23 protein-coding genes, 1 tRNA gene and 1 pseudogene are annotated in these 24,382 nt (G+C 46.6%); 9 read left to right on the forward strand and 16 right to left on the reverse strand.

Going from position 1 to position 24,382, the window contains the following annotated elements; genetic code table 11:
* Window positions 1-32: 32 nt before the first annotated feature.
* The 6 genes from purF to H5T41_04575 form a co-directional block, all read right to left on the reverse strand.
* On the reverse strand, window positions 33-1,436 hold the full coding sequence (purF, locus tag H5T41_04550) for an amidophosphoribosyltransferase (protein MBC7108043.1): 1,404 nt from the start codon (window positions 1,434-1,436) through the stop codon (window positions 33-35).
* A gap of 19 nt (window positions 1,437-1,455) precedes the next feature.
* Window positions 1,456-1,623, reverse strand: coding sequence for a 50S ribosomal protein L37e (locus H5T41_04555; GenBank protein MBC7108044.1), 168 nt, complete (start codon window positions 1,621-1,623; stop codon window positions 1,456-1,458).
* A gap of 36 nt (window positions 1,624-1,659) precedes the next feature.
* Window positions 1,660-1,875, reverse strand: coding sequence for a small nuclear ribonucleoprotein (locus H5T41_04560; GenBank protein ID MBC7108045.1), 216 nt, complete (start codon window positions 1,873-1,875; stop codon window positions 1,660-1,662).
* Window positions 1,876-1,942: 67 nt separating this feature from the next.
* Complete coding sequence (locus H5T41_04565; protein MBC7108046.1) at window positions 1,943-3,073, reverse strand: YkgJ family cysteine cluster protein; 1,131 nt, start codon at window positions 3,071-3,073, stop codon at window positions 1,943-1,945.
* Window positions 3,045-4,319 (reverse strand): dihydroorotase, encoded by a 1,275-nt coding sequence (gene pyrC / locus H5T41_04570; GenBank protein ID MBC7108047.1) that lies wholly within the window; start codon window positions 4,317-4,319, stop codon window positions 3,045-3,047. The genes H5T41_04565 and pyrC overlap by 29 nt, the downstream gene beginning before the upstream one ends.
* A 4-nt stretch (window positions 4,320-4,323) precedes the next feature.
* Window positions 4,324-4,917: a TIGR00296 family protein gene (locus tag H5T41_04575; protein MBC7108048.1), complete on the reverse strand. Its 594-nt coding sequence runs from the start codon at window positions 4,915-4,917 to the stop codon at window positions 4,324-4,326.
* Between the two features lie 295 nt (window positions 4,918-5,212).
* Here H5T41_04575 and H5T41_04580 point away from each other — a divergent pair, with 295 nt between their 5' ends.
* Window positions 5,213-5,773 (forward strand): CBS domain-containing protein, encoded by a 561-nt coding sequence (locus tag H5T41_04580; protein MBC7108049.1) that lies wholly within the window; start codon window positions 5,213-5,215, stop codon window positions 5,771-5,773.
* Window positions 5,774-5,796: 23 nt separating this feature from the next.
* Here the strand turns inward: H5T41_04580 and H5T41_04585 are convergent, their stop codons facing one another.
* From H5T41_04585 to H5T41_04610, 6 genes and pseudogenes are all read right to left on the reverse strand, one after another.
* On the reverse strand, window positions 5,797-7,620 hold the full coding sequence (locus H5T41_04585; GenBank protein MBC7108050.1) for an aldehyde ferredoxin oxidoreductase family protein: 1,824 nt from the start codon (window positions 7,618-7,620) through the stop codon (window positions 5,797-5,799).
* 2 nt (window positions 7,621-7,622) lie between these two features.
* A complete protein-coding gene (locus H5T41_04590) occupies window positions 7,623-8,066 on the reverse strand; it encodes a 4Fe-4S dicluster domain-containing protein (GenBank protein MBC7108051.1) in 444 nt (147 codons plus the stop codon).
* 154 nt (window positions 8,067-8,220) lie between these two features.
* Window positions 8,221-8,484: a hypothetical protein gene (locus H5T41_04595; GenBank protein ID MBC7108052.1), complete on the reverse strand. Its 264-nt coding sequence runs from the start codon at window positions 8,482-8,484 to the stop codon at window positions 8,221-8,223.
* Window positions 8,456-9,682, reverse strand: a complete 1,227-nt coding sequence (locus H5T41_04600) for an ArsA family ATPase (GenBank protein ID MBC7108053.1) — start codon at window positions 9,680-9,682, stop codon at window positions 8,456-8,458. Before H5T41_04600 ends, H5T41_04595 begins: the two co-directional genes overlap by 29 nt.
* Window positions 9,683-10,075: 393 nt before the next feature.
* Window positions 10,076-10,183: transfer RNA gene (locus H5T41_04605), tRNA-Met, on the reverse strand.
* 165 nt (window positions 10,184-10,348) lie between these two features.
* Window positions 10,349-10,936: pseudogene (locus H5T41_04610) on the reverse strand (30S ribosomal protein S3ae).
* A 486-nt stretch (window positions 10,937-11,422) separates the two neighbouring features.
* Here H5T41_04610 and larA point away from each other — a divergent pair.
* From larA to folP, 3 genes are all read left to right on the forward strand, one after another.
* The gene (gene larA, locus H5T41_04615) at window positions 11,423-12,673 is read left to right on the forward strand and encodes a nickel-dependent lactate racemase (protein MBC7108054.1); all 1,251 of its coding nucleotides are present in this window, start codon (window positions 11,423-11,425) and stop codon (window positions 12,671-12,673) included.
* Window positions 12,666-13,775 (forward strand): (Fe-S)-binding protein, encoded by a 1,110-nt coding sequence (locus H5T41_04620; GenBank protein ID MBC7108055.1) that lies wholly within the window; start codon window positions 12,666-12,668, stop codon window positions 13,773-13,775. The genes larA and H5T41_04620 overlap by 8 nt, the downstream gene beginning before the upstream one ends.
* Before the next feature lie 293 nt (window positions 13,776-14,068).
* Window positions 14,069-14,965, forward strand: a complete 897-nt coding sequence (gene folP, locus H5T41_04625; GenBank protein ID MBC7108056.1) for a dihydropteroate synthase — start codon at window positions 14,069-14,071, stop codon at window positions 14,963-14,965.
* A gap of 23 nt (window positions 14,966-14,988) precedes the next feature.
* Here the strand turns inward: folP and H5T41_04630 are convergent, their stop codons facing one another.
* The 3 genes from H5T41_04630 to cysK all read right to left on the reverse strand — a co-directional run bounded on the left by H5T41_04630 (window position 14,989) and on the right by cysK (window position 17,340).
* Window positions 14,989-15,186 carry a DUF2116 family Zn-ribbon domain-containing protein gene (locus H5T41_04630; GenBank protein MBC7108057.1) on the reverse strand — a complete coding sequence of 66 codons (198 nt, stop codon included), beginning with the start codon at window positions 15,184-15,186 and terminating at the stop codon, window positions 14,989-14,991.
* 84 nt (window positions 15,187-15,270) lie between these two features.
* A complete protein-coding gene (locus H5T41_04635; GenBank protein MBC7108058.1) occupies window positions 15,271-16,398 on the reverse strand; it encodes a M20/M25/M40 family metallo-hydrolase in 1,128 nt (375 codons plus the stop codon).
* A 15-nt stretch (window positions 16,399-16,413) separates the two neighbouring features.
* The gene (cysK, locus tag H5T41_04640; protein ID MBC7108059.1) at window positions 16,414-17,340 is read right to left on the reverse strand and encodes a cysteine synthase A; all 927 of its coding nucleotides are present in this window, start codon (window positions 17,338-17,340) and stop codon (window positions 16,414-16,416) included.
* A gap of 275 nt (window positions 17,341-17,615) precedes the next feature.
* On the opposite strand from cysK, the gene H5T41_04645 reads away from it, so the two are divergent.
* The 5 genes from H5T41_04645 to H5T41_04665 all read left to right on the forward strand — a co-directional run bounded on the left by H5T41_04645 (window position 17,616) and on the right by H5T41_04665 (window position 23,114).
* The gene (locus H5T41_04645; protein MBC7108060.1) at window positions 17,616-18,149 is read left to right on the forward strand and encodes a 4Fe-4S dicluster domain-containing protein; all 534 of its coding nucleotides are present in this window, start codon (window positions 17,616-17,618) and stop codon (window positions 18,147-18,149) included.
* The gene (locus H5T41_04650) at window positions 18,121-19,440 is read left to right on the forward strand and encodes an NAD(P)/FAD-dependent oxidoreductase (protein MBC7108061.1); all 1,320 of its coding nucleotides are present in this window, start codon (window positions 18,121-18,123) and stop codon (window positions 19,438-19,440) included. The genes H5T41_04645 and H5T41_04650 overlap by 29 nt, the downstream gene beginning before the upstream one ends.
* Window positions 19,441-19,524: 84 nt before the next feature.
* Window positions 19,525-19,905, forward strand: coding sequence for a hypothetical protein (locus tag H5T41_04655; protein ID MBC7108062.1), 381 nt, complete (start codon window positions 19,525-19,527; stop codon window positions 19,903-19,905).
* A 540-nt stretch (window positions 19,906-20,445) separates the two neighbouring features.
* A complete protein-coding gene (acs, locus tag H5T41_04660; protein ID MBC7108063.1) occupies window positions 20,446-22,422 on the forward strand; it encodes an acetate--CoA ligase in 1,977 nt (658 codons plus the stop codon).
* Window positions 22,419-23,114, forward strand: a complete 696-nt coding sequence (locus H5T41_04665) for a hypothetical protein (GenBank protein MBC7108064.1) — start codon at window positions 22,419-22,421, stop codon at window positions 23,112-23,114. The genes acs and H5T41_04665 overlap by 4 nt, the downstream gene beginning before the upstream one ends.
* A gap of 286 nt (window positions 23,115-23,400) precedes the next feature.
* Here the strand turns inward: H5T41_04665 and H5T41_04670 are convergent, their stop codons facing one another.
* Window positions 23,401-23,628 carry a hypothetical protein gene (locus H5T41_04670; GenBank protein ID MBC7108065.1) on the reverse strand — a complete coding sequence of 76 codons (228 nt, stop codon included), beginning with the start codon at window positions 23,626-23,628 and terminating at the stop codon, window positions 23,401-23,403.
* Window positions 23,629-24,382: the final 754 nt, after the last annotated feature.

Consider the following 24,382-nt stretch of genomic DNA (forward strand, 5'->3'; position numbering starts at 1 on the left):
TATATCAGTGAATTGATTAACAATCCATCCATTTACAATTCAACCTCAAGTTTCTGCTGGAATCGCATCTTTTCTCCAGGCACATTCGTCGGATATTCAGCGGTCAGACATCCAAGACACAGATCGCTTTCAGGAATCTCGAGAGCTTCAACTAAACCCTTAATGCTGATATATCCGATGCTATCGGCCGTAATCATCTTCGAGATCTCTTCAAACGAACGGTTGACCGCGATGAACTGTTCGCGCGTCTTCATATCAATGCCGTAGTAACATGGTGCCCTGATCGGGGGACAACCGACACGAACATGAACTTCCTTCGCCCCAGCCCTCCGTACCATTTGCACAATCTTGCGCATCGTCGTTCCGCGAACAATGCTATCGTCAACGATTACAACCCGCTTCCCGCTGACCGTCGATCTGATAGGATTCAACTTGAGTAAAACACCTTCATCCCTCTGATTCTGCTCAGGTAAAATGAAAGTCCGCTCGATGTAGCGGTTCTTCATGAAGCCTTCCTCGTATTTAATCCCAGAATACTCGGCGAATCCAAGGGCATGGCCCCTTCCTGAGTCGGGCACCGCGACAACGACATCCGCATCGACTGGTTGCTCCTCTGCGAGCTTTCTACCAATTCTTTTCCTGACGCTGTAAACCTCCCGTCCGTCAATAATGGAATCAGGTCTCGCAAAATAGACCCATTCAAACATGCAGTGAGCGGTGTGAGCAGAGCCTGGAAGCTTCGTTGATGAAAAGCGATCTGGCGTCAGCTCAATAATTTCCCCCGGCTCGACATCCCTGATGAATTCTCCGTGAAGAACATCAAAGACCGCGCTCTCCGATGCTATCGCGAAGCCGTTCGGAAGCTTGCCGACGCAAAGGGGTCTGAAACCAAGTGGATCCCTGACACCGAAGACACGCCCCCCGATCATAAGTGCGAGCGAGTAAGCACCATCGAGTACCCTCATCGTGTTCTTGATCGCCCTAATAGGATCTCCATATTGTGTGAGTTCATTCGCTAGGATTCTAATGATGATCTCCGAATCAGTGCTCGTTAGGAAAGCCCATCCTTCTGACTGGAGTTTTTTGCGGACCTTTTCCGCATTAACAATGTCACCGTTATGTCCTATTGCCAGTTCACCCGCTGACGTTGAAACAACAAGTGGCTGGCAGTTTTCAAAGCTCGAAGCACCAGTCGTTGAGTAACGAACATGCCCGATGCCAACATTTCCCCTCAGGGATTCAAAGTCCCTGCCGGTCAGAACCTCATGGACAAGCCCCATCCCTCTAAGGTATCTAATACCTTTATCAAAAACAGCAATGCCAGCGCTCTCCTGCCCCCGGTGCTGAATTGCCCGAAGCGCCTTCTTCAGCGTCGGGGCCGCGTTGCAGTTCAAAGCCGCTGCCACGACCCCGCAGCTGTGCTCGGGCTTGTCCATTAGGACATCACCTCATCAATCAATGCATCTTAGCCCAACTATATGATCTCAACTTAGTGGTTCTTCCGTATCCGCACGAAGCGCAATATTTTTCCCTAATGTTATAGGATTTTTTACCGCACCTGCGGCAGGGGATGTGTGTTTTACGATTTGCATGCTTTCCTTTTGAAGGTGTACCTTTGACCATTCTTCTTCTCTCCTTACGCTTTCATTTTCACTACCATCAAGGTGAAATGTAGATGACGTTATCGCCTCTCACAATAGCGATGTCGAGTTTCCTGACAACTTCTTTGTTGACGAGCTCTTCGACATTCTTGAGCACGAGATTCATATGAGGATCGTATCCGTCCAAAATTCCCCTATACTCCCTGTTCGCTTTGAGCTCAACGATGACATGGCGGTTAATGGCCTGATTGAGAACCGTGAGAGGTTTTTGCATACTCAGTCACCAGTTGCCCGATAACGCCCAGACTATTTGAATCTTTGCGTTTATTGATTGGTTGAAATTATACGAAGGCCCCGATCGTCGGTGCATCCAGTAAATCCATATCAAAAAAAATAATTGCTTCCTTAACTCCGGTTTCATCGAGTTTCCTTCCCTGCAGAAATGCCAATAATGAACCCCTCCAAAGCAAGTCGAGAATCGAACTGCCAATGATACCAAAGTAAACGTTTGAAAGAAAATCCTCGTATTGGTAAGAATCAACGAGATAGCACGCGTATCCGAAAACGCTGTCCCGTTCATTTAACATCATCAGATATCTCAAGAGCAATCTCCTTCCGTTCTGATCAGGTACCAACAATTCCACAGACTTCGGATCGATAGTCTCGATATGTTCAACGCTGCCATCGTCAAGTATCCTAGACCAATCGATCTTGCTTCCCTTTGTCATGAAAACGTTCCAGTAACCCTCGTCATCGCAGTATACTGGCGCGTCGACGATTTTGGAAACAGATATCGAGTCGAGGGTTGCTTTCATTGCGACCCTTGCGATATCAACAGATTCGATTTTCAATGACTTTTCATCTTTTATTTCACTTAAATTTAACTCATCGTCCTCGACAGATAATTCGAGCATTCGAGCAAGGAATCTCAAATCCAGAAATTTCTCAAGTGCTTGATTGACCTGCATTCTCAAATCTCCAGGATCTCTCCACAATCCCGCATCTCGACACTCCGAAATGAATTCTGAGTAGAGCTTTCTTGATTCCTTCAGAGTTCTAGCGAAAGTTTCAGTTTTGTCATAAATTAGTTGCGATGCGATGCCCTCGAGATCATCTCCCTGATCATTCCATATTCCTCTGCATGAAAGGTCAAGCTCCGCTTGGATTCGATCTAAGACATGAAAATGGATAGGGAATTGACAGCAGAAATGAGGTCTGGAATTGTAAACCATACATTTTCTGTCGACAAGGAAAACACAGGGACCTTGATTTTGCTTCGACTTGATTGCATAATGCTGGTGCGGTCTTTTCTTGAAACAAACGGCGTCTCTGTAATGCTTGAGAAAATATCCCACTTCCCCCTGCAAAAGCTCTGGCTGACAAAGACAGCAGAGCTGGCACCGTTCAAGACATTTGAATCTGAATCCCCGAAGTTGAGAGAGGTCAATGCTGAGATTTTTCTCTTCGAACAACAACATTCCTCCCGGCCCGTTCGCCGACGATTGAACGATCCTCCATCACAAGCATCCCCCTGAGGAAAAGTGCGTGCGGAAAGATTGCCTCGTAATTTTCAAAAGCGGTCCAGTCGCACTTACTGTGCAGATTCTCCGCCTTAATTCTTTCGATCTTCTTGTGATCGACGACAATGAGATCGCCGTCGAAACCGACTTCAATCCTCCCCTTGCGTAAGCCGAAAATTTCAGCGGGCCTTTCGCAGGCGCATTTCGTAAATGTCTTGAGATCGATAAGATCACGCTTCACAAGATTAAGCATGAGCGGAACTGTTGTTTCAACACCAGGCATTCCACACGGAGCGACGTCGAAATCGTCTTCTTTCTCCTCGATCGTATGGGGCGCATGGTCCGAAGCGATGATATCGAATTTCCCCTGAATGAATGCCTCGAACAAAAGCTCCCGTTCGTTTCTATTCCTCAATGGTGGGTTGACTTTCCCGAACGCTCCAAGCTCGCACGAATTGTCAAGAAGGAGATGATGCGGTGTCACCTCGGTCGTGAATTTCGTGTCTCTAATCGAGTTGAAGCTCCGTGCCGAAGAGATATGACAAATATGAACTCTATTTCCTGAAAAATTCGAAACGAGTTTTTCTATGGCACTGATCTCTGCCTCAATCGGTCTATTGCGATCGTGGTCCAGAAGATTTATTTCAGGAAGCTTCCGAATCATCCTTTCATCTTCCGCATGAACGCTGATCACTTTTCCGGTCTTAGAAACCGATGTCATTATTTTTATCATTGATTGATCATCTGGAACAAGGAGCTCTCCCGTTATTGAGCTCATGAACAATTTATAGCCAATAACCATATCCGCAATCGATTCAGGTTTAAATGAAGAAACACAGCCCCCAAAGAGACCGAAGTCGATCCATGCCTTCTTTGCGACCGACTCCATCTTTTCTTTGATCGTCTCGCTCGAGATTGCTGGGGGCAACGTATTAGGCATATCGAAAATACACGATACGCCTCCAAACGCGGCTGCTATTGTACCTGTCTGGAAGTCCTCTTTGTACGTTAGGCCGGGATCTCTAAAATGCACATGTGCATCGATAGCAGCTGGAAGAATGAGCTTATTAGAATAATTGTAATGCTTTTCTCCCTTCAAGACCTTTTTGATCGAAACAATCTTTCCTCCTTCGATACCGATACAGCATTCGACAAGATTTCCTTGATAATACGCTCGTCCTTCGACAACGGTCTCCATTGAATCACTTCAGCGTTTTTCTTGCAACAGGTCCATACGGTTTCTCTTCAGCGAAAATTTCCGCCTGGAATTTAAAAAATCTTGCCCGCTTATCCAACCAGCAATCAGGTGTTAAACCAGCCTTCATGCAGGTGTGAGAGAGAAACTCCTCCACGTCCCAACCATATTCAACTGGGACCTGCGGTAAAAGAAGACCGCGAAAAGGACCCATTTCGACGATGAGACCATCTTCCCCAACGATGACCTGTTCCGGCAATTTCTTTGGATCGGAGACTTTGATCATCTGGGGCGGTGTTAATATGCTGACTTCGACCACGATCCCCTTTAATTCGTGTTCCCTCAGAGGAGGAAATCTCGGATCGTGGCATGCTGACTGCGCCGCCATAACCAGGGCTTTCTCGAGAGAAAATACAGGTTCTGGATAGCCGATGCAACCGCGCAAATCGTGGTCTGGGTAAGTTGAAAGAGTGACGAAAACTCCCCGTTTCTCGCTGAAACTCTCAGGAAGATCGACATCTTTGACTTTCTCGCGTCGTGCCTCCGCATCGACAACCTTTCGCGCCATTCTCACTGCCACTTCGCCTTCTGTGTCGTTCATAATGTTCCCGTCTCCTCAAATGCCATTTCTTTGGTCAGATTTATCTCTTGTGCAATGGAGACTTGCGATTTTCAAGCGGAAAAACACCGACGCGAAAATCATTCAATCCTGCCAATAGGATCTTAGAAATGACTAGAAAGAGTAAGTTCAATTTGATCTCCGTTTGATCTTTTTGTCGATGTCTGCGAAAATGAAATGAGATGTCAACTGTTTTTATGCATCGTTCTATGTAGAGGTTATTGAACCATGAGTTCTTTCAAAAAGAATTTCTACTTTCATCAACAATCATATTATCATGAGCAGCAGGGCAGACGACATCCTTGTCGAGGAAATCATGACGAAAACGCCGATCATTGGCGATCCGGAGATGACGGTTCAAGAAGCGGCAAAATTGATGAGGGCGGAAAGAGTGGGAAGTATTGTCATCGCTCAAGATGGTGAAGCTATTGGCATTATCACAGAAAGAGATCTTGTCAACAAAGTCGTCGCGGAGAACAAGGTACCATCGAAGGTCAAAGTAAAAGAGATCATGTCTTCGCCGTTGATCACCGTCGGTCCGAAGGAAAGCGTCTCCTCTGCGGCCAAGAAAATGTCAACGTTAAAGGTCAGACGATTGCCCGTCGTAAAGCAGGGAAAGCTCATTGGCATTTTGACGGAAAATGACATCTTGAAGTTATCTCCTTCACTTATCGAGATTACGAGGGAGTGGGCGCGGATCAGGGGCCGAGCATCGGTGAATGCGTCAACTGCTAGACTCGCTGAGGGATACTGCGACAGTTGCGGTTCCTATTCCAACGAGCTGCGGATGCATGAAGGACAACTCCTCTGTTCATCGTGTTACGACCAGCTCTTATAATCGTTCTGGTTTTGGAAATCAAATCACCCCAATCCGAGCTGTGCTAATTTTTCTTTTGTTGGGAAACCGTTTTCATCCCAGCCACGCGCGGTGAAGTAATCGCTGAGCATCCTCTCCGCTTCCTCGACCGTTAAGACTGCCCCTTTCGAAACACCTGCGGGAATCGGCTCATGAGTGATCCTTTTCGGTAAGCGATAGCTTTCCCTTCCGATTCCCGCACCTAGGTTGAACAGTTGCTTTAGGTTGTTGATTCTTTCGCCAATAAGAAGGAGATCCTCCTCCGTAAACGATTTTCCGATCGCCGCATCCAGCAGCTCGATGAAGCCCTCGATCTTAAAGAATCCCCTGGAAAACTTACAGACACCGAGGCAATCGTAGACCATCATGAAGTCCTCCATCAATTTAACCGCTTCTCCCTTGCCAATCGGTGACAGTCGATCAACGCCACTGAAACGCCAGAATTTTCCGGTAAGGTCGAGAGCATAGAATCCGGATCTGAGATGACAGGCGCCCCTTGATGATGTCATGAAACCAAGGCCCATTCCCTTCATACCCCTTACGTCATATGCTGGAGGTTCCATTCCTTTTACATGCATGGCAAAATCCTCGCATCCGCGGCCAATGGTTTTGGAGATCCTGAGAACACCTTCTCCAAAGAGAGCGCCGAGGCCATCTCTCTGACCAATGAGTTCGACCATCTTCGGTACAGCATCAGCAATTCCGAAACGACAATCGAAGCCCAGCTCTTCCTCACTGATCAATCCTTTCTCAACAAGCTCCATAACAAATCCAATGACGACACCCGTTGAAATCGTATCAATGCCGTATTGATCGCAAAGTTCATTCGCCCTGGCAAGGGCTTCGATATCGGGGTTTCCGCACTGACTGCCAAGTGCATAAAGCGTCTCGTACTCAATTCCGTCGAGGACGGTGCCTGCATAGGGGCCATCGCGAACGACAAAAAGTTTACCACATGATTTAGTGCATGCAAAGCACGCCTTGTTTTTTATCGCATATCTTGGCGCCCAGTAATAAGGATCAATCTTTTTCCTTTCGTTGAAAACCCCTTCCTTCCAGTTCCTTGTCGGAAAAACACCACGCTCCGCATTAACCCACTCAAGGAACTCTCCGCTACCGTATTTTGTATCCTCGATGAACGCGTTGCTTTTTTCTATCGTTTCCTGCCACCTGAGTGCAAGGGAGATTAGTCGATCTGGATCGTGAACGGTAATGTCTTTGCTCCCCCTGATCGCGATCGCCTTGAGATTTTTTGATCCGAAAACTGCACCGAGCCCAGCCCGTCCCGCCTGTCGATCCTCGCACTCGATGCATGCATATCGAACAAGCGATTCCCCGGCGGGACCTATCGTCGCAACAACGAAATCTCCGTAATCCTCTTTGATTGCTTTCGCGGCATCACGCGTAAACATTCCCCAATAATGGGATGCGTTCTCGAATCTAACAAGATCATCGTCGATCAACAATAACGCAGGATGCTTGCTCTTGCCAGTAATTGCGATTGCATCGAGACCGGCCGCTTTCATCTGCGCACCAATCCCACCGCCCATGATCGATTCCGCGATCGTTCCAGTCAAAGGAGACTTCGAGACAAACGCTGTCTTACTAGCCGTCGGCGCCGGGAGACCTGTGAGGAGACCTGGTGCCATCACGATTGCGTTCTTCTGATCGAATGGATCAATTTTTGGATTTACGTGATCGGTGAAGATCTTGACCGCGACGCCCTCCCCTCCCAGGTATTTAGAACTGAACTTGTTCGTCATTCCCAGCTTCTTGAAACTCCCGTCCGTGAGATTGATGTAAAGTATACTGCCTCCGTAACCCTCCACAATCAACCCTCCAGCAACGAAAGAACTTTCTGGAAATTCTCTTTCTTCATCTCCTCGTACCTAATTGCACCAAACGGGCAAAATTTGACGCAAAGAGGATCACCCCCGCACAAATCGCACTTCTGGGCGATGCCCTCGACTCTTATGACTCCGTACGCGCATGCATCCTCGCAAAGACCACAGCCCGTGCACTTCTCCTCGTCAACAACAAGCGCTGTACCGTCAAATGAAATCGCTTTTTCAGGGCAGACATTGGCGCAGCATTCTTCTTCTTGATTGGTACACTGGGCGCAGACCACAGGAATATCGTTGATAATGTCCTTGCGAACAATTCTCAATCGTGCTTTTTTCAGGTTGACAACTTTGTCATGAGAAAGGGAACATACGAGTTCGCAGAAGCGGCAACCCGTGCAGTTTTCGGGATATGGTACAAGACATAAAGACATCCGAGACCCCATTGGGAGATTACCATGAATTGATAAAATGATTGCCTGACTTCGCGAGCGTTCTAATAATAAGATTGATTATACATTACGATTGACGAAGAATTGATAATGATATCCAAATTCTCGACACGCGAGCGATATTGGAATATAAAACTCACTGAACATCAATCTTCTTGATCGAGCGCTCTCTCTTCTGAATGTTGTCGATAACCTGGAGATTTGCATCGATGACACTTTTGATCATAAGAAGAAACTCACGTTTTGCGGCGAGATAATGTCTTCGTGCCTCAGGTGGAAATTTTGACTCCGGGATCATTGAATCAAGAGCGAGCAGAATCTCCGTTCCTGCTCTCACGAGATGATCACGTGCTTCCCTTGAAAAGATCGATTCACTGATTTTCTTTACACTTTCGTCCATCCCTTCTGTCTCCTTCTTCTCCTCCGTCATTCTGCACAGGCCTCCTAAACCTGACAAGAAGCCGGCCGTCTCTGAATTCCGCCCTATCCGCCTCCCTGTTGATCAGTGAGTACGGTAGGGTGATCGATCGTCGATAGGCGCCGACTTGAATGATTAATGAATCTTCGGCCTTATATAATTCTACCTGCTCCTTCGTTGAAAATGGTAGTTTTAAGGAAAGAGTTTCAGTGCCGTTCTCTTCGAAGATTTCCATGGGCTTCTCCCGCGAATAAATGACAGTTGGATCTTCGTCGCCAAACAGCATGTCACCCAGCGCTTCGAGCGCTTTGATCCCGACAAGCTCTGTGGGCATCTGCACCGCCCTGAGGATCTTCAAAGGGCTAAAGGCTTCGTTGATCAGATCCATGTAACATCGCTGCTCTTCCAGCTTTTGCCTAAAATACACCTCGTTACATTCTGGCAAAATTTTATTGACGACAAGGCATTCGACGGTCAGATCATAAAGGCAAAGATAGGTGAAGGCACGTTTTGTCTCATTGATCACCATTTTCTCAGGGTTCACAACAAGCCGAACCGAGGTGATATCAGGATTCGTGAGAATTTCTTTCACGACCTTCATTCTTTCTTTGAGTTCGTCAATGTCGCTGAGTACCGCCTCAGAGGGCAAAGGCGTTTTCATCACTTTGCCGACCGTCACCCTGGCAATTTTCAATAAGTTTCGAAATGCGCGATACAGCTTGTCGAAATACCAGTTGGAAATTTCGGGAAAACTCAGTAACCTTAGTGTGTCTGCCGTCGGTGCGGTATCGATGATGATAACATCATATGCATTCGACCTCTGAAAATCCCAAAGATAAAAGAGCGCAGACATCAGATCCATACCAGGCCATATTGCCATTTCTTTTGCCGCAACTCCCTCGACGCCGACTGCGGCAAGAAAATCGGAAAGATACTTCTGAATCTCCTTCCACCTATGTTCGAGTTCGTAAAGCACGTCAACCTCGATACCATCGAGATTCTCTTCGATTCGTTTGATTCTTCCAGAAAGCTGAATCTCGAACGAATCTGAAAGGGAATGAGCTGAATCAGTGCTCATCACGATTGTCCTGTAGCCGCGTCTCGCAGACCGCAGTGCGGTCGCTGCAGCCACTGATGTCTTGCCGACGCCTCCTTTTCCAGTATAGATGATGACCCTCAAAGATTCTCAACCCCAAGACAATTTCAATGTTTGGTGATCGTTTTCCTACTCTTTGCTTTTTTCATGGTAAAATCGGGCTTTAAGTAGGGATGATTGATCATCGCCATTTTTTTCATATGTCTTTGTGCGTAAATCTTCTTTTAAATCTGGCGCTTTCCCTTACAAGATTTTATAAAGCCATTCTGCTCAATAACCGAGCAGTTTGGCATTTCTGCGATCATATTTATGTATCGTATTGAAATCGCCAGAATTGAAAATCGCAAACGATAAAGTATCTCTACCGACGATCACCACAAACGCATATGACAGATGCACTTAGACCCTAAAAACGATCAGAACCTCTGCAAATTCGAAAATAAAGAAATGACTATGTACTATTAATCAATCCAGTGATGCCGGGGACGGGGTTCGAACCCGTGACCTTCGGATATCCCTGGTGGGTTATCATTAACCAACAAAGCCCTATGAGTCCGACGCTCCACCAGGCTGAGCCACCCCGGCTTGAGTTTCCTGGTGATCACCGGCGACGTCGTCGCCGATTTTCTCTTCCATAGGAGTTGCGGAAGTCTTTTGGGGTTCTCCAGATCTCTCTCCTTCACCTCCTGGGTTGGTACTCTCGACCGCCGAAGATGCCGTAACTGCACCCTCTGGTAGAGGCGTTCCCATTTCGAGAACTTCCGTTCTCCGGATTTCCATCCGTTTTATCGGCACGACGACTTTGCTCGCTTTTGCCAGTTCTTTTGCGAGGTCGCCAGAAATGATCGCTTTGACAAGATCCGTCATCGTCATGTCTGCTGCAAGCTTTTGAATCGTTTCCGTCATTATTGCGCGTATTGCTGTTTCCTGTGATGATTGGATGCGTTTCTCAGTCACACTCATCGGCTTGATGCGAACGAGATATCCGTCCTTCGTTCTCGCGTCGACGACGTGATCCGTTTTCGTTCTTCGTCGCCTGGTCAGTCGTCTCACATAGTCGCTCGTCAGATCCTGTCCCACGAAAATCGTCCTTGCGTCGAAACCATTAACCTCATTGATCTTGAATTTCAGTTTGATATGCATCTTGGAGAAATCACCAGTGAGGTCGTGCACTGTCACTTCTGTTGTCCTACCGATGAGTGAGCTGGGATCGGCAGAAGGCGTTTCGCCGATCTGCATCTCATTGAACATTTTAGGGGCGTAAATCTTGTACCACTCCTTCGCCTTCCATCGATCTTTGACTTTTCTGGTCGCTGCTTTAGCCTTTTTCGTGACCATTAATATCCTCCGTTTTCAGACAAGTTCGGAAATGAGTCTCTATATTAATAAGTTTCCCAATCCCCTCCCGACTGGTCAGCCCGCGCTTGGAAATTTTGAAATGCTGGATCTGGGATTTGCCTCTTGGATCCTACAGCCTGAATGTCTGGAAGAAGATTCGATTGATCGTTTCTAGAGTTGATTAGCTAGCGTTGAGATATCAACGTAAAATGAAACAACTGAAGCAACACAATCAATAATAGACACATTCGTTATCCATTTGCGTCTCTTGATGTATGCTGCCTTTCCCAACGATCTGCAACTTAAGAGGCATTGATCAAGATAGGCTCAATGGGAAAATCCTCATTTGCTGGTTTTGTCTCCTTGGATGAGAAACTCCAGTCCTATTTCGAATTTCCTTACAATGATCGATCGGAAGGGGCAATGTGACCGCCTGCTTGAGATAAACCATTATTAGTAGATTCATGATTTATTCCTGATCGAGCTATGAAAATAACAGTCCCATACGGAAAAGATGGAAAGCAGCATCTCGAGATCCCAGACGAAAATTTCGCGGGTGTGCTATATCCGAATGAGGTCGTCATCGGCGATGAGAGGAAAATCATTCAAGAAGCGATAGAGAATCCTCTTCAATCATCATCACTGGCTGAGTTTCTAAGGGGAGCAAACAATATTGTTTTCATCGTCAATGATGCGACACGCCCAACTCCGACTCACAGAGTTCTGGATATCCTCGATGAGCTGATGGATCTTGAAAGCGCGAGATACCTTATCGCAACTGGAAGTCATCGCGCGCCGACAGAGGAGGAATATCGATTCATCTTCGGTAAACATCTCGAAAAAATCAGAGCGAAAATTCATGCACATGATTCACAAAAAGACGAGATGGTGTGCCTTGGTCGTTCGAAAAATGGAACGGAGATGTGGGTGAACAAAATAGCTGTTGAAGCAGACCGCCTCATCGTGATCACGAGTGTTGAGCCGCACTATTTTGCCGGTTATACGGGTGGGAGAAAATCGTTTTTCCCGGGAGTTGCGTCATATGAAACTATCGAGCAGAACCACAAGCTCGCAATGCGACCCGAGGCCCAGATCCTCGTCCTTTCCGGAAATCCAGTCCATGAAGACATGATGGATGCATTATCGGCAATCGATCGCAGCAGGATTTTCTCGATTCAACTCGTTCTCGACAGACATCAAAGGATTTATCGGGCTGCAGCGGGCGACATCAATGCAGCGTTTGAAAAGGCCGTTGAATGGGCAAATGAGGTATTCGTTGTTCCGATCAAAATGAAGGTTGATATCATTGTGACCGTCGCTCCATTCCCTATGGACGTCGATCTTTATCAATCTCAAAAGGCGCTCGATAATGCCAAGTGGGCTTTGAAGGAGGGGGGGATTATTGTCCTGGTCTCGCAGTGCCGGCATGGTATCGGGCATGATACATTCTACAAGCAACTTTCATTCTCATCCGATCCGCAGAAAATTCTTGAGAACCTTTCAAGAGAATACAAACTTGGATATCACAAGACCGCGAAAATCGCCGAGATTCTATTGAAATCTAAAATCTTCGCTGTCACCGATTTGGATCCTGAGATGCTCAGAAAGGCTAATATAACGCCTTTTAATAGCCTACAATCCGCTGTCAACGCTGCACTCCGAGAGAAAAAGGATGCAAAGATCCTCATCCTGATGGATGGTAGCGTCACCGTACCAAGGGTTGATAAACATGGCTGAGATGATCGAGGCACAATACCTGAAAAATGAGCTCAAGACGCTTATGACTTGCACCTATTGTGGCTTTTGCAAAAGCGTTTGCCCTGTCTTTGAAGGAATAGGCTGGGACCCTAGTGTCGCAAGAGGGAGAATGATTCTTTCGTACGGCCTTCTGCAAAAGGAGATCCCCGCCGATCAATCCGTCGTCGAAAGTCTTTTCCAATGTACGACCTGCAAGGATTGTGAGAGGAGATGTCCCTCAAGCATTGAAGTTGTCGAAGTTGTTGAAAGCGCGAGAAAGGATCTCGTGGCGAATGGATTCATACTTCCACAGCACAGTAAGATAATCAACAACATCATTTCATTCGGTAATCCGTACGGGGAAAAGGATCGGGTGATCGATCGCTTTGGCATGAGACCCAGGAATGCAGAAATAGGCTATTTTATCGGTTGCACCTCGGCTTATAGAAATGTGAAGAGCGCCAATGCGACGCTATCGATTCTAAGAAAACTTGGCGAGGATTTCACCCTCCTCGATGAGGTTTGCTGTGGCAGCGTCATGCAGAGAGTTGGTTGGAAGGAAGGGGATCTTATTTCACTCATGGAAAAAAATGTGAAAGCTATCGAGAGTGTTGGCGTGGACGAGGTCGTGTTTTCGTGTGCAGGCTGCTATCGGATGTTTAAAGAGGAATATCCAAAGTTTGTCGACATTGATTTCAAAGTCAAGCATATCTCCGAATTCCTTGCCGACAAGGATCTCAACCTCAAACCATTGAAAAAGAAGGTCACCTATCATGACCCATGTCATCTAGGAAGGCACTGTGGTGTTTATGATCCTCCAAGAAAAGTTCTCTCAATGATCCCCGATCTCATATACAAAGAAATGCCAAGAAATAGAGACATAGCGAGGTGTTGCGGCGGTGGCGGTGGTGTCAGGTCAGCATTCCCTGATCTTTCAACTAAGATCGCTGCGCGAAGAGTCGATGAGGCGGAATTTGCTGATTTCCTCGTTACAGCGTGCCCATTCTGCGTGAACAATCTCAGGCTTGGTAAAGAATCGAATGGCGCAAAGGTCGAAGTCGTCGATCTTGTCGAATTCATCGATCCGTTGCTTACTGGTTGATTATGATCGCTCGTATTCGTTCTTTTGTCTCGTATAAAGAAGCGCTCGACGAATGGTCACGTTTGAGAATCGATTCTCCTTTCCTTTCTGAGAAGGAGATTGAAGACTTCATATTCACATATCTCGAGTCTGAAAAGGAAATCGAAAGAGTACAAAATCTATCGAAATTGATTGAAGATGCTGGCGGCGACATCAGGAAGAGCACCACCTCGAAATGGACAAGATATCTTGTCTTTGGCGACGCATCTTTTTACAAGAATCTTTCGAATTATCAGGATTATCCTGTGGTCGAAATGATCCTCGCTGCACTGAGGAATTATCGGTCGTCATCAACGAAGCCGATCAAGCTTTCCAATCAATCGCTTAATTTCGAAAAAACACTCGTCATGGGTATTCTCAACGTTACACCTGATTCGTTCTTTGACGGCGGTGTGTATCTCAGCAAGGAATCGGCAGTCAAAAGGGTATTCCAAATGGTCGACGAAGGGGCAGATATTATTGATATTGGCGGTGAATCCACACGCCCTTTTTCAACACCAGTTCCAGAGACCGTGGAAAGAGAAAGAGTGATTCCAATTCTTGAAGAAGTGATTCCTTCTATTGACATTCCTATATCAATAGATACACGAAAACCCTCAATCGCAAGAGAAGCCGTCGAGATCGGTGCGCAGATTGTCAACGATGTTTCAGGCCTTAGAGATCGGGAAATGATGAGAACAGTAAGCGAACTGGACGTTCCTGTTATCATTATGCACATGCTTGGAGACCCACAGACGATGCAACTGAACATCGCTTATGAAGATGTTGTCGGCGACATCTTGATGTTTCTAGCAGGACGGATCCGAGAAGCAGAGGAGAACGGGATCGATAGGGATAAGATTATAATCGATCCAGGAATCGGTTTCGGGAAAGAAGTTCATCACAACCTCGACATTCTCAGAAGACTGAGAGAATTCCGCTGCCTTGGGCGCCCGCTCCTCGTAGGCACTTCGAGAAAAACCTTCATAGGAAAGGTCCTTGATCTGCCCAAGGAGGAGCGACTCGAGGGATCATTAGCATCAGCTGCTGTCTCTGTGATCAATGGAGCGGACATCGTCAGGGTACATGATGTGAAAGAGACCGTTCGTGTTTGCAAACTTATCGATGCAATTTACGGAATAAGAAAGAATCTTGGATTTTCTGTGAGGTGAATTTGACGAATAACATCTTGCGATCACGCAATCGAACTGATGAGGCCAATGCCTATGATCGCGACGATTGCAACGATGTAAAAGTACATCATTCGCCTTCTTTCCTTCTTTATTCTTTCCTGATAAGAGTCTTTGCACTTTTCCGAGCAGAAATCTTGATCTTCTGGAATCGGGTCGTCGCAATTGAGGCAGTGGGTGTGCGGCGGTAATGGTTGCGGCATGATTATCGAGTGATGAAAAAGCTTGATCTATACTTAAGATTGTTGACTTAAGATTGTTGAAAGCTAAATTTGCGACGAGAGGAATCAAGAAAGGAAAATCCTGATCGCTCTCTCGAGCACCTCACTGCATTTGACAACGCTGTCGAGCTCTACATACTCATCCGATTCATGCCCTTTGCATCCACTCGGACCAAAGACAACCGAGGGAATACCGGAAAGATTGAGCACGCCCGCCTCAGGCCATGCAGACATGCCAGAGACTGAACAATCAATACCAGCGTCTGAAGCCGCTTTTAGCAAAGACTGCACGATTACTTCGTTTGGCGAGATCTCCGTTGCGACGCGGAAAAAGTGCATTTTCGTCTCGACGTCAATTCCCTCTTCAAGAAGGCGATCTGCGATCGCGAGAAATTCTTTTTCGACCTTCTGCTTTGTTTCGCCAGGTAATGTTCTCCTTTCGACAGTCAAAACACACTGAGCAGGATAGGTCGACCACCCTTCGCCGCCGTGAATTTGCGATGCGTGCAAGGATGCGGGACCGAGAAGGGGATGCGCGTGTTTCATCAACTCATCATTCATTTTAATCAGCTCCACAAGAAGTCTCTGAGTCCTGAAGATCGCATCGATGCCGTTGGCGAAATCACTTCCATGCGCCGCCCTTCCCATGACCCTAAACTCTTGCCACGCGAATCCCTTATGGGCGACCACAACCTTAAGACCGACTGGCTCAATGACAATAGCCCCGTCGGCTTCAATTTCCCACACGAGTTTTTCGATCCCTTTCGCTTCATTCTCCTCGTCAACTGTACCTGCGAAGATCACTTCTCCCTTGAAGTTGCAATCGAGGGAAATCGATCTTAGAGCTTCGATTGCGGCCGCCATTCCACCCTTGTTATCGGCCGAGCCTCTTCCATAGAGTCTGTTACCAGCGATCACTGGCTTGAATGGGGGGATGATCATTGAATCTACACCGACTGTATCCAGATGCGCAACAACGAGCAATTTTCTGCCTCTTTCGCTCCCGCGAATTACGCCGATCACGTTCTTCCTACCGTCAACAACCTCTTGTGTTCTTACATCTGCACCGATCAATCTCAGGTGTTCCGCAACAAAATCGGCAATTTCACCTTCGCCTCTATGTTTTGGCGAAAGACATGGATTAACACTGTCGATCGAAACCAATTTTTTCAGGAGATCTATCACCATTTCCATGCGATTGATCATCGTTCACACGTCCTTGAAGAGATCAGTTGAAAAATAACGCATTCCTGTGTCAGGGATGATTGTCACCACGTTCTTACCTCTCCCGAGCTCCTGGGCGATTCTGAGCGCAGCCGTAACGTTTGCCCCCGCGGATATCCCGCAGAGAATCCCTTCCTCCTTCGCCAACCTCCTTGCCATTTCGATCGCCTCCCTGTCGCTAACGAGCTCAACTCTCGTGATCAAGTTCGTGTCGACGATCTCCGGAATAAATCCATCGCCGATTCCCTCAATCCTGTGTGGTCCCTTTTTACCCTTCTTGATTACAGAACATTCCTCAGGCTCCACCGCGACGATTTCAGCGTTGATCCCCTCTTTTCTGAAATACCTTGCGACGCCCATCAATGTCCCACCAGATCCTATGCCAGCGACGAAGGCATTGATATCACGTCCGACCTGTTCAACGCATTCAGGTCCGGTCGTTTTTTCATGCGCCAAAACGTTATCCATCGATGTGAATTGACCTGGAACCCAGACCCGCGAGTCCGATTTTTGGATCTCCCTGACTTTTTTGATGCATTTATCGACGTCTGTTTCCGAACCAGGCGTATAAATAATTTCGGCGCCGAGCGCTCGAAGAATTTTTTTTCTTTCCTCGCTCATACCTTCGGGCATGACGATGGTCACGCGATATCCTTTCATTGCACCAGCTAGCGCAAAAGCAATTCCAGTATTACCAGTTGTCGCCTCAACAATTCGGTAACCTGGCTTGAGCTCACCACGTTTTTCGGCTTCCTCTATCATATACGCGGCAATCCGATCTTTGACGCTACCAGTTGGATTAAAATATTCGAGTTTTGCATAGATAGTTGCAAAACCGGGTGACACAATTCTATTCAGTTTTATCATCGGCGTATTGCCCCGTAATTCGAGAATGTTACTGACGACTTTCATCACTACCACGATTCCCTTACAGACCCGAATGCTATTTCCTCTTGAATAACGTCCGGTATATTACTAAATGCCATGAAGACCATTACCGAAAAATAACTCATAATCTAATTTTTCACGATTCGAATTTCGATCAAAGATTGCGAAATTTGTATACGACGGCGATATTTCGTCGCGAAAGTGTTAAAGACAACAATATTAATTAACCTTGCCAAAATTCCTGACTCAGGAAGGCAGATTCCGCTCGCAGAAGGAGGTATCTCTGCTTGAAAAAGAAGATTATCGTGAAGCTCGATAAATGCATTGGGTGCAGGTCCTGCGAAATTGCGTGCGCGCGTGAACATTCTCCTTCGAAGAGTGGTGAACGGATCACTGCAGATACCAGGAAAGCGCTCTCGCGAATTTCGATAAGAACTGGATTGACCAACCCGACCGATGCCCCTGAAATGAGACCGAGAAAAGGGAAATCGAAAACGGCAATCACAACAGGAAAAGCATATCCAATCAGATGCAGGCACTGCGATGATCCAAAATGCGTCGAAGCGTGCATGTCTGGTGCTTTGATTAAGAATGAAGAGGGCGCTGTGATTCACGATCCTGACAAGTGTGTGGGATGCTGGATGTGCATCATGGCGTGCCCCTACGGAGCTATCAAAAGGGATTTGGAGAATAAAATCATCGTGAAATGCGATCTTTGCCTCCACAGAGACACGCCAGCATGCGTCGAGGCGTGCAAGACGGGCGCGATCGTTTGTATTGTCGGCGAGAAATCAGAGCGGCAGAATGAAAGTATCGCAGAGGGGTCTGGTTGAAATGAATCTAGACGCTCAATACAAATATGTGATCATAGGGAACAGTGCAGCGGGTATCGGATGCGTGGAAGGAATCAGAAAGGTCGACAAAGAGGGAAGCATCGCAGTCATCTCCGAGGAAAAGATGCATACGTATTCTCGCTGCCTAACATCGTACTACATTGCTGGCGTCGTCGATGATGAAAAGATTCTGTTCCGCCCGAAAGATTACTACGCGAAGAAAAACGTCACACCGATACTCGGAAAGAAGGTTGTGAAGATTCTTCCCGAAGACAACCACATTGTACTCGATGATGGAACAAGAATTGGTTACTCGTCGCTTATGATCGCCACTGGCGCCTCGCCCGTCATCTACGATATCCCAGGCAACAACAAACCCGGCGTTTTTGTTTTGAGAACTTACGAAGACGCGAGACGCATCTCTGAAGCAGCTGCACCTGGCAAAAGAGCGGTCGTGATGGGTGGTGGTCTCGTAGGTCTCAAGGCGGCAGATGCGCTCCATGCAAAGGGGGTTGAAGTTTGGGTTATTGTGACATCACCTCAGATCATGTCGCAGACGATGGACAGAGATGGTGCGGAAATACTGAGAAAACAGCTAGAAGAAAACGGTATCAAGGTCATGACAGAGACCAATGTCGAGGAAATTATCGGCAACAAGAAGGTTGAGGCGGTTCGGCTTTCGACGGGACAGACATTAACATGCGATATCGTCATATTCGCAAAAGGCGTTCGTCCGAACATCGGTCTAGCTAAGGATGCGGGCATCGACACTGATTATGGCATTCTCGTCGATACCCACATGAGGACGAGTGTCCCGAATATCTACGCGGCTGGCGATGTTGCTGAGGCAAAAGACTTTATCACCGGGGAAAGATACATTCATGCGATCTGGCCTAATGCCGTTGAGCAGGGATGCATCGCCGGTCAAAACATGGCGGGTCGTGATGTTGAATACGCTGGTGGCATCGCGATGAACTCGGTTGATCTGTTCGGCCTTGCGTCGATCGCCGTTGGCTTTACAAGACCCCGTGGGAAGGATCATGGCTATGAAATTATCAGCCGTTCGATTCCCGAGAAAAAGTTCTACAGGAAGATCGTCTTGAAAGACGGTGTGATCGTCGGTGCGATTTGCATTGGCGAGGTAGAGGCGGCTGGGGTCTTTGCTGGGCTTATCAAGAGGAGAGCGAACGTATCGAAGATTAAGGAGCTTCTGTTGAGGGAAGACTTCGATTACGCCAAGGTGCTCGGAGAGGGCTTGATAAAAGACACAAGCTATTTCGCCACCGCCTGAAAGAAACAAGAAAGTTGGTTGACATTGAGACCAGATGGCATTTGCTCAACAGATTTATTTATTCCCAGAGCATCCGCGATAAACATGTGGAAAGTGCTCGGCGTTGAGACTACCGTCGTGAGATCCGGGGATGTTTGGAAAAAGAGAATGATCGAATTATCGAAGAGAAGAAAGAATAAGGAGAGGTTTATCGAATTGCTCGAATCCGCCGAGGTCAATTACTGGTTCGATGCAGCGAAAGAGGTCCACGCATTCTACATTAAATTCCCAGAAAGTATCGGTCCTGACGACCTGCAATTTTTCAAGGAGTTCATTGAAAAAGTCCGGTCGAGTCTGAAAGTCCCCGTTATTGAGGTCGACGGCATCCCACAAGAATATCGCATTGTTCTAACTTCCGAAGAGGAAGAAGACGTTTATCGGAGAAGATTTTCTGATCAGGAACGAGAAGTGCAATCAACTCGGTAACGTTGTATCATCAGAATTTTAGCGGTTAATTTTAGAAAGAATTTGCGGATTGGAATTCCAACAAAAAATGCACACTATTGATGATGTCAATTTCGAACAGACCTAATCAGACGTAGTTGTAATTCTCTCGCCGCCTTTTTCTCATCTCTATGCTATTCAAACAATGTGCCTTATTTGATAAGGTTTAATCAAGAAGCGATGAGGAAAAGTTTTTCTGTTTTGAATCATCAAACCTTCATTTTTTCTTGCGATCAATTTTTTAAATAAAACTCTGCATTTTTTGAAATTATAACATTTCAAAACCCCGACACAATTTGTTTGCAAATTGCTGAAAGTGGTTACATGCAAAAATTCAGAAAATCCTAATTTCTTTAGAATGCCCAGATATGCTGGCAAATTCAGACATCCCTCCGATCTCAACCAAAAATTAGCGGGGCTCCGAGATTCATAAATACGAAAAATTCCATCAGGTGTAAAAACCGCAGAGCATAATTTCATGCAACTTTCATGTGCGATCAGGAGTTGAATTGGGGGTATTGAATGAGCGAAGCTAAGATCATCGAAAGTGTGATGGAGGAGCGGAGGCGGTTCCCGCCACCAAAAGAATTTTCTCAAAAAGCGCATATCGGCAGCATTGAAATATACAACCAGATGTACAAGGAGTCGATTGAAAACCCCGAAGCTTTCTGGGAAAAATGGGCAAAAGAAATCGACTGGATATCGCCATGGACAAAAGTTTTTGAATGGGATGCCGAGAACATCAAGATCGAATGGTTCAAAGGCGCGAAACTCAACGCTTCGTATAATTGTCTTGATCGGCATGTCAAAACCTGGAGAAAAAACAAGGCTGCAATCATCTGGCAGGGAGAGCCGGAAAATGATGTCAGGGGTTTCACGTACCAGCAATTATTAACAGAAGTCTGTAAGTTCGCGAATGTTCTCAAGGCGAGGGGGATCAAAAAAGGGGATCGCGTCGCGATTTATCTGCCGATGATTCCTGAATTGCCAATCGCAATGCTTGCATGTGCCAGGATCGGTGCTGTGCACAGCGTGATTTTTGGGGGGTTCAGTTCCGAATCGCTCAAGGATCGAATTCGAGACAGCCGATGCAAAATGTTGATCACGGCTGATGGCACATACAGAGGCGGAAAGCTCGTTGCGCTGAAGGCTAACGGGGATCTCGCGATAGCAAAAGAGGATTATGTAAAGAGTGTCATCGTCGTCAAAAGATCAGGAATTCCGGTGGAAATGAAAGAGGGTCGTGATTTCTGGTGGCACGAGGTCATGGAAAACGCATCTGCAGATTGCCCATTAGAGATAATGGATGCGGAGGATCCTCTCTTTATTCTCTACACAAGCGGATCGACTGGAAAACCGAAGGGCGTTCTTCATACAACGGGCGGTTACCTTCTGTACGTCCTCTTGACATTCAAATGGATCTTTGATTACCACGAAGAAGACACCTACTGGTGCACTGCGGATATCGGATGGATCACGGGACATAGCTACATCGTTTACGGACCCCTTGCAGCAGGTGCAACGACGGTTATGTTTGAGGGCATTCCCACATATCCGCAGGTTGATCGCTACTGGCGAATTATCGAAAAATTCCGTGTAAACATTTTTTACACGGCGCCGACCGCTATCAGGGCTTTGATGAGGGAGGGCGATCACTGGCCGAAATCGAGAGATTTATCGAGCCTGCGGTTGTTGGGGTCTGTTGGCGAGGCGATCAACCCCGAAGCTTGGATGTGGTACTACAACGTGATTGGTGGCGGGCGATGTCCAATCGTCGACACCTGGTGGCAGACCGAAACGGGAGGAATTCTCATTACGCCACTTCCTGGCGCTACAATACTGAAACCCGGATGTGCGACGAAACCCTTCTTCGGAATTGAACCAGCGATCCTACGCGAAGATGGAACGGAGGCCGATGTCAACGAGGGTGGATATCTTGTGATCAAAAAACCATGGCCAGGGATCATGCGGACGGTCTATGGACAACATGAACGTTTCAAGGAAATCTATTGGTCGCGCTTTCCTGGTGTGTATCTCACCGGCGACGGTGCAAGAAGGGATGAGGATGGCGACATCTGGATCGTTGGAAGGGTCGATGATGTTATCAAGGTGTCTGGTCACAGAATAGGAGCGGCAGAAGTTGAGAGCGCCCTCGTCAGCCACAAGGATGTTGCAGAAGCGGCTGTGGTACCGATTCCGCATCCAATCAAAGGTGAGGCGATCTTCGCGTTCGTCACGCTTAAAGCAGGTGTGAGGGAGTCGGAAGAGTTGAAAAAGGAGTTGATTTTACACGTGAGGCAACAGGTTGGCCCGATTGCGGCACCAGAGATCATTCAGTTCGCCTCGGCTCTTCCGAAAACTCGCAGCGGAAAGATCATGAGACGAATCCTGAGGAAAATTGCCGCGGGAACCGTTGAAGATCTCGGTGATACGACGACGCTTGCTGATCCTTCTGTGGTTGAAAAATTGATCGCGGCGAGAAAGGAGTTGATAAAATGATCGTTTTAATAAGATTGTTTCCGAAGGATAAAAATGACGCGGAAAGAATTTGGAAATTCATCGAGGAAAAAATGTCTAGCCACCCTAAAAAGAAAATCAAGCCTCTTTTTATGTCAATGCAAACGAGAGCGAGATTTATTTCCCTTTTTGTCCAAGCTGATGAACCTGAAAATATCGGTGATCTACTTGTCGAGGATATAGGCTCATGCGAGCAAATTGTAGATACGAGGACATTTCCGTTGCTTAAATTGGCTTTCTTGCCGACACCGAAGACAAAGGTGAAAAGAGCGAAGCGATACAGTATCATGTTAAGAACGAAACCGAAAGATTATTATGCGGTGTACAAAAAAGTGCTTGAGACGCAACCCGCCCCGAACACTTTCATCGCATTTGTGGCTTTCCTCCTCGGAGATTTTGATGTACTCGCCTCCGTCGTCTCTGAGTCGCAAAAGAGTGTGAAAGAATTTATGATTAAAAATTTCGCAGGAATCGAAGGCGTTGAGGAAGTGAAGATCTTCCCAATCAAACGATCCAAACTTCTCATATCGTCCGAGGAGTGGCAGATGTTCCAAAGGGCCCTTCTTTATGCACCTTCCTGGATGACGGATGAGATCAAAGATACCTACGCGTTTGGTTCTTACCTCACTGATGAAGACATTCATCTCAGCGGGGCGATGAGAAGCGAAAGCTAGGTCTTGCGATTAGCGAGAACAATAAAAGAGCCAAGCAAGTAGCGGAATATAAGAGGATCGTCGACGCCATCATCAAGCTAGGAAATTTTAGACGATCGTTCATGATCTTAGGAGCCGATCTATTAATGAATGAGCTATATCACCCCATCTGGTGAAAACCTCCTGACTTTGATTCAAATCTTGACTGTTGCTGTTCACCAAATCGCTTACGGTGGAATGAAAAAACCACGAATAGAAATAAGATCTCTTTCTTTGATAGTTATTGCGAAGAGGATAAGGAAACTGATCATTCCTCCTCTTCATCTTCGTCCTCTTCGTCTTCTTCCTCGTACTCCTCTTCCTCGATTTCTTCGTAACCGAGCAATTCTTCGAGGGCATCTCTTGCTTCAGCAAGAATACTCAGCGCTCGCTTGCTTCTGCCCTCTTCAATCAGATCGATTGCCTTCTCGATGCTTTCAAGGATCTCATCTAGATCTTCGCTTATCTCATCAAAATAATCACCGAGGCTTTTCACCCTTATCACCTACCTGTGATCTTGTCATTACAACATCACATATAAATGATCTTGCCTGACCTCGGAATAGTGCCAGGCAGTGCAACTGGACTTCTTATAAAAATCAATGTGCTAAAAGAGAGGAACGTACTTGCGGAACCTGATTAGCGATGATTCGGTGATGATCATTATGTGGATGATTGAAGCGTTTACCATTTGCACATCGCGTGCAGTGTATCATTTTTGTCCATACTCTCATCAGAATTGTCTCATCGAACGGCCCTATTCCCGCTCAAGAATCGATTTGTCATCGCTGTAACGACACCGCGGTGCATTTGATTTGCCAACTCAAAAGCGATTTCTGAAGGATTTCGGCTTTGCAGAGTTTTTAATCGTTTTCTCGCTCGCGGGTGTTCGCACTCTCACCTTGATTGCCTCTTATTACTCTACAAACAATTCTTATCGGCATAGCATTTACTTTGCGATCGATCCTCCGATAGCAGTTTCAAATCCTTTCATTTATTATTCAGCCCTTTCATTGCCAAGAATACCAGGATTTATCACTACTATAAGTCGCAATTTGTTCACCCTTTGTCTAGCATCTTTTCTTGCTGCTTGGAGACCATCCCAATAATCAGATGAGAATACGATAAGAAATGATGCTGGGTTCTACCCTCAAATTAATTGCGATCAGGGTTTATATTCAATGGAAGGACGCAGAATATCAAGCGGTAAAAGCTACCAGTTGCCTACAGGATTGTCATCGAAAGTCGAA

It is taken from the genome of Methanomassiliicoccales archaeon, assembly GCA_014361295.1.
Classification (GTDB): domain Archaea; phylum Thermoplasmatota; class Thermoplasmata; order Methanomassiliicoccales; family JACIVX01; genus JACIVX01.

Excerpts from the sequence above, each read along its gene's own strand:
- pyrC (MBC7108047.1), bottom strand. The coding sequence starts at position 4,319 with ATGGAGACCGTTGTCGAAGGACGAGCGTATTATCAAGGAAATCTTGTC.
- H5T41_04575 (MBC7108048.1), bottom strand. The coding sequence starts at position 4,917 with ATGAACGACACAGAAGGCGAAGTGGCAGTGAGAATGGCGCGAAAGGTT.
- H5T41_04555 (MBC7108044.1), bottom strand. The coding sequence starts at position 1,623 with ATGGTCAAAGGTACACCTTCAAAAGGAAAGCATGCAAATCGTAAAACA.
- purF (MBC7108043.1), bottom strand. The coding sequence starts at position 1,436 with ATGGACAAGCCCGAGCACAGCTGCGGGGTCGTGGCAGCGGCTTTGAAC.
- H5T41_04620 (MBC7108055.1), top strand. The coding sequence starts at position 12,666 with ATGGCTGAGATGATCGAGGCACAATACCTGAAAAATGAGCTCAAGACG.
- H5T41_04655 (MBC7108062.1), top strand. The coding sequence starts at position 19,525 with ATGTGGAAAGTGCTCGGCGTTGAGACTACCGTCGTGAGATCCGGGGAT.
- folP (MBC7108056.1), top strand. The coding sequence starts at position 14,069 with ATGATCCTCGCTGCACTGAGGAATTATCGGTCGTCATCAACGAAGCCG.
- H5T41_04590 (MBC7108051.1), bottom strand. The coding sequence starts at position 8,066 with ATGTCTTTATGTCTTGTACCATATCCCGAAAACTGCACGGGTTGCCGC.
- H5T41_04595 (MBC7108052.1), bottom strand. The coding sequence starts at position 8,484 with ATGGACGAAAGTGTAAAGAAAATCAGTGAATCGATCTTTTCAAGGGAA.
- cysK (MBC7108059.1), bottom strand. The coding sequence starts at position 17,340 with ATGAAAGTCGTCAGTAACATTCTCGAATTACGGGGCAATACGCCGATG.
- H5T41_04635 (MBC7108058.1), bottom strand. The coding sequence starts at position 16,398 with ATGGAAATGGTGATAGATCTCCTGAAAAAATTGGTTTCGATCGACAGT.
- acs (MBC7108063.1), top strand. The coding sequence starts at position 20,446 with ATGAGCGAAGCTAAGATCATCGAAAGTGTGATGGAGGAGCGGAGGCGG.
- larA (MBC7108054.1), top strand. The coding sequence starts at position 11,423 with ATGAAAATAACAGTCCCATACGGAAAAGATGGAAAGCAGCATCTCGAG.
- H5T41_04650 (MBC7108061.1), top strand. The coding sequence starts at position 18,121 with ATGAAAGTATCGCAGAGGGGTCTGGTTGAAATGAATCTAGACGCTCAA.
- H5T41_04580 (MBC7108049.1), top strand. The coding sequence starts at position 5,213 with ATGAGCAGCAGGGCAGACGACATCCTTGTCGAGGAAATCATGACGAAA.
- H5T41_04630 (MBC7108057.1), bottom strand. The coding sequence starts at position 15,186 with ATGCCGCAACCATTACCGCCGCACACCCACTGCCTCAATTGCGACGAC.
- H5T41_04665 (MBC7108064.1), top strand. The coding sequence starts at position 22,419 with ATGATCGTTTTAATAAGATTGTTTCCGAAGGATAAAAATGACGCGGAA.
- H5T41_04560 (MBC7108045.1), bottom strand. The coding sequence starts at position 1,875 with ATGCAAAAACCTCTCACGGTTCTCAATCAGGCCATTAACCGCCATGTC.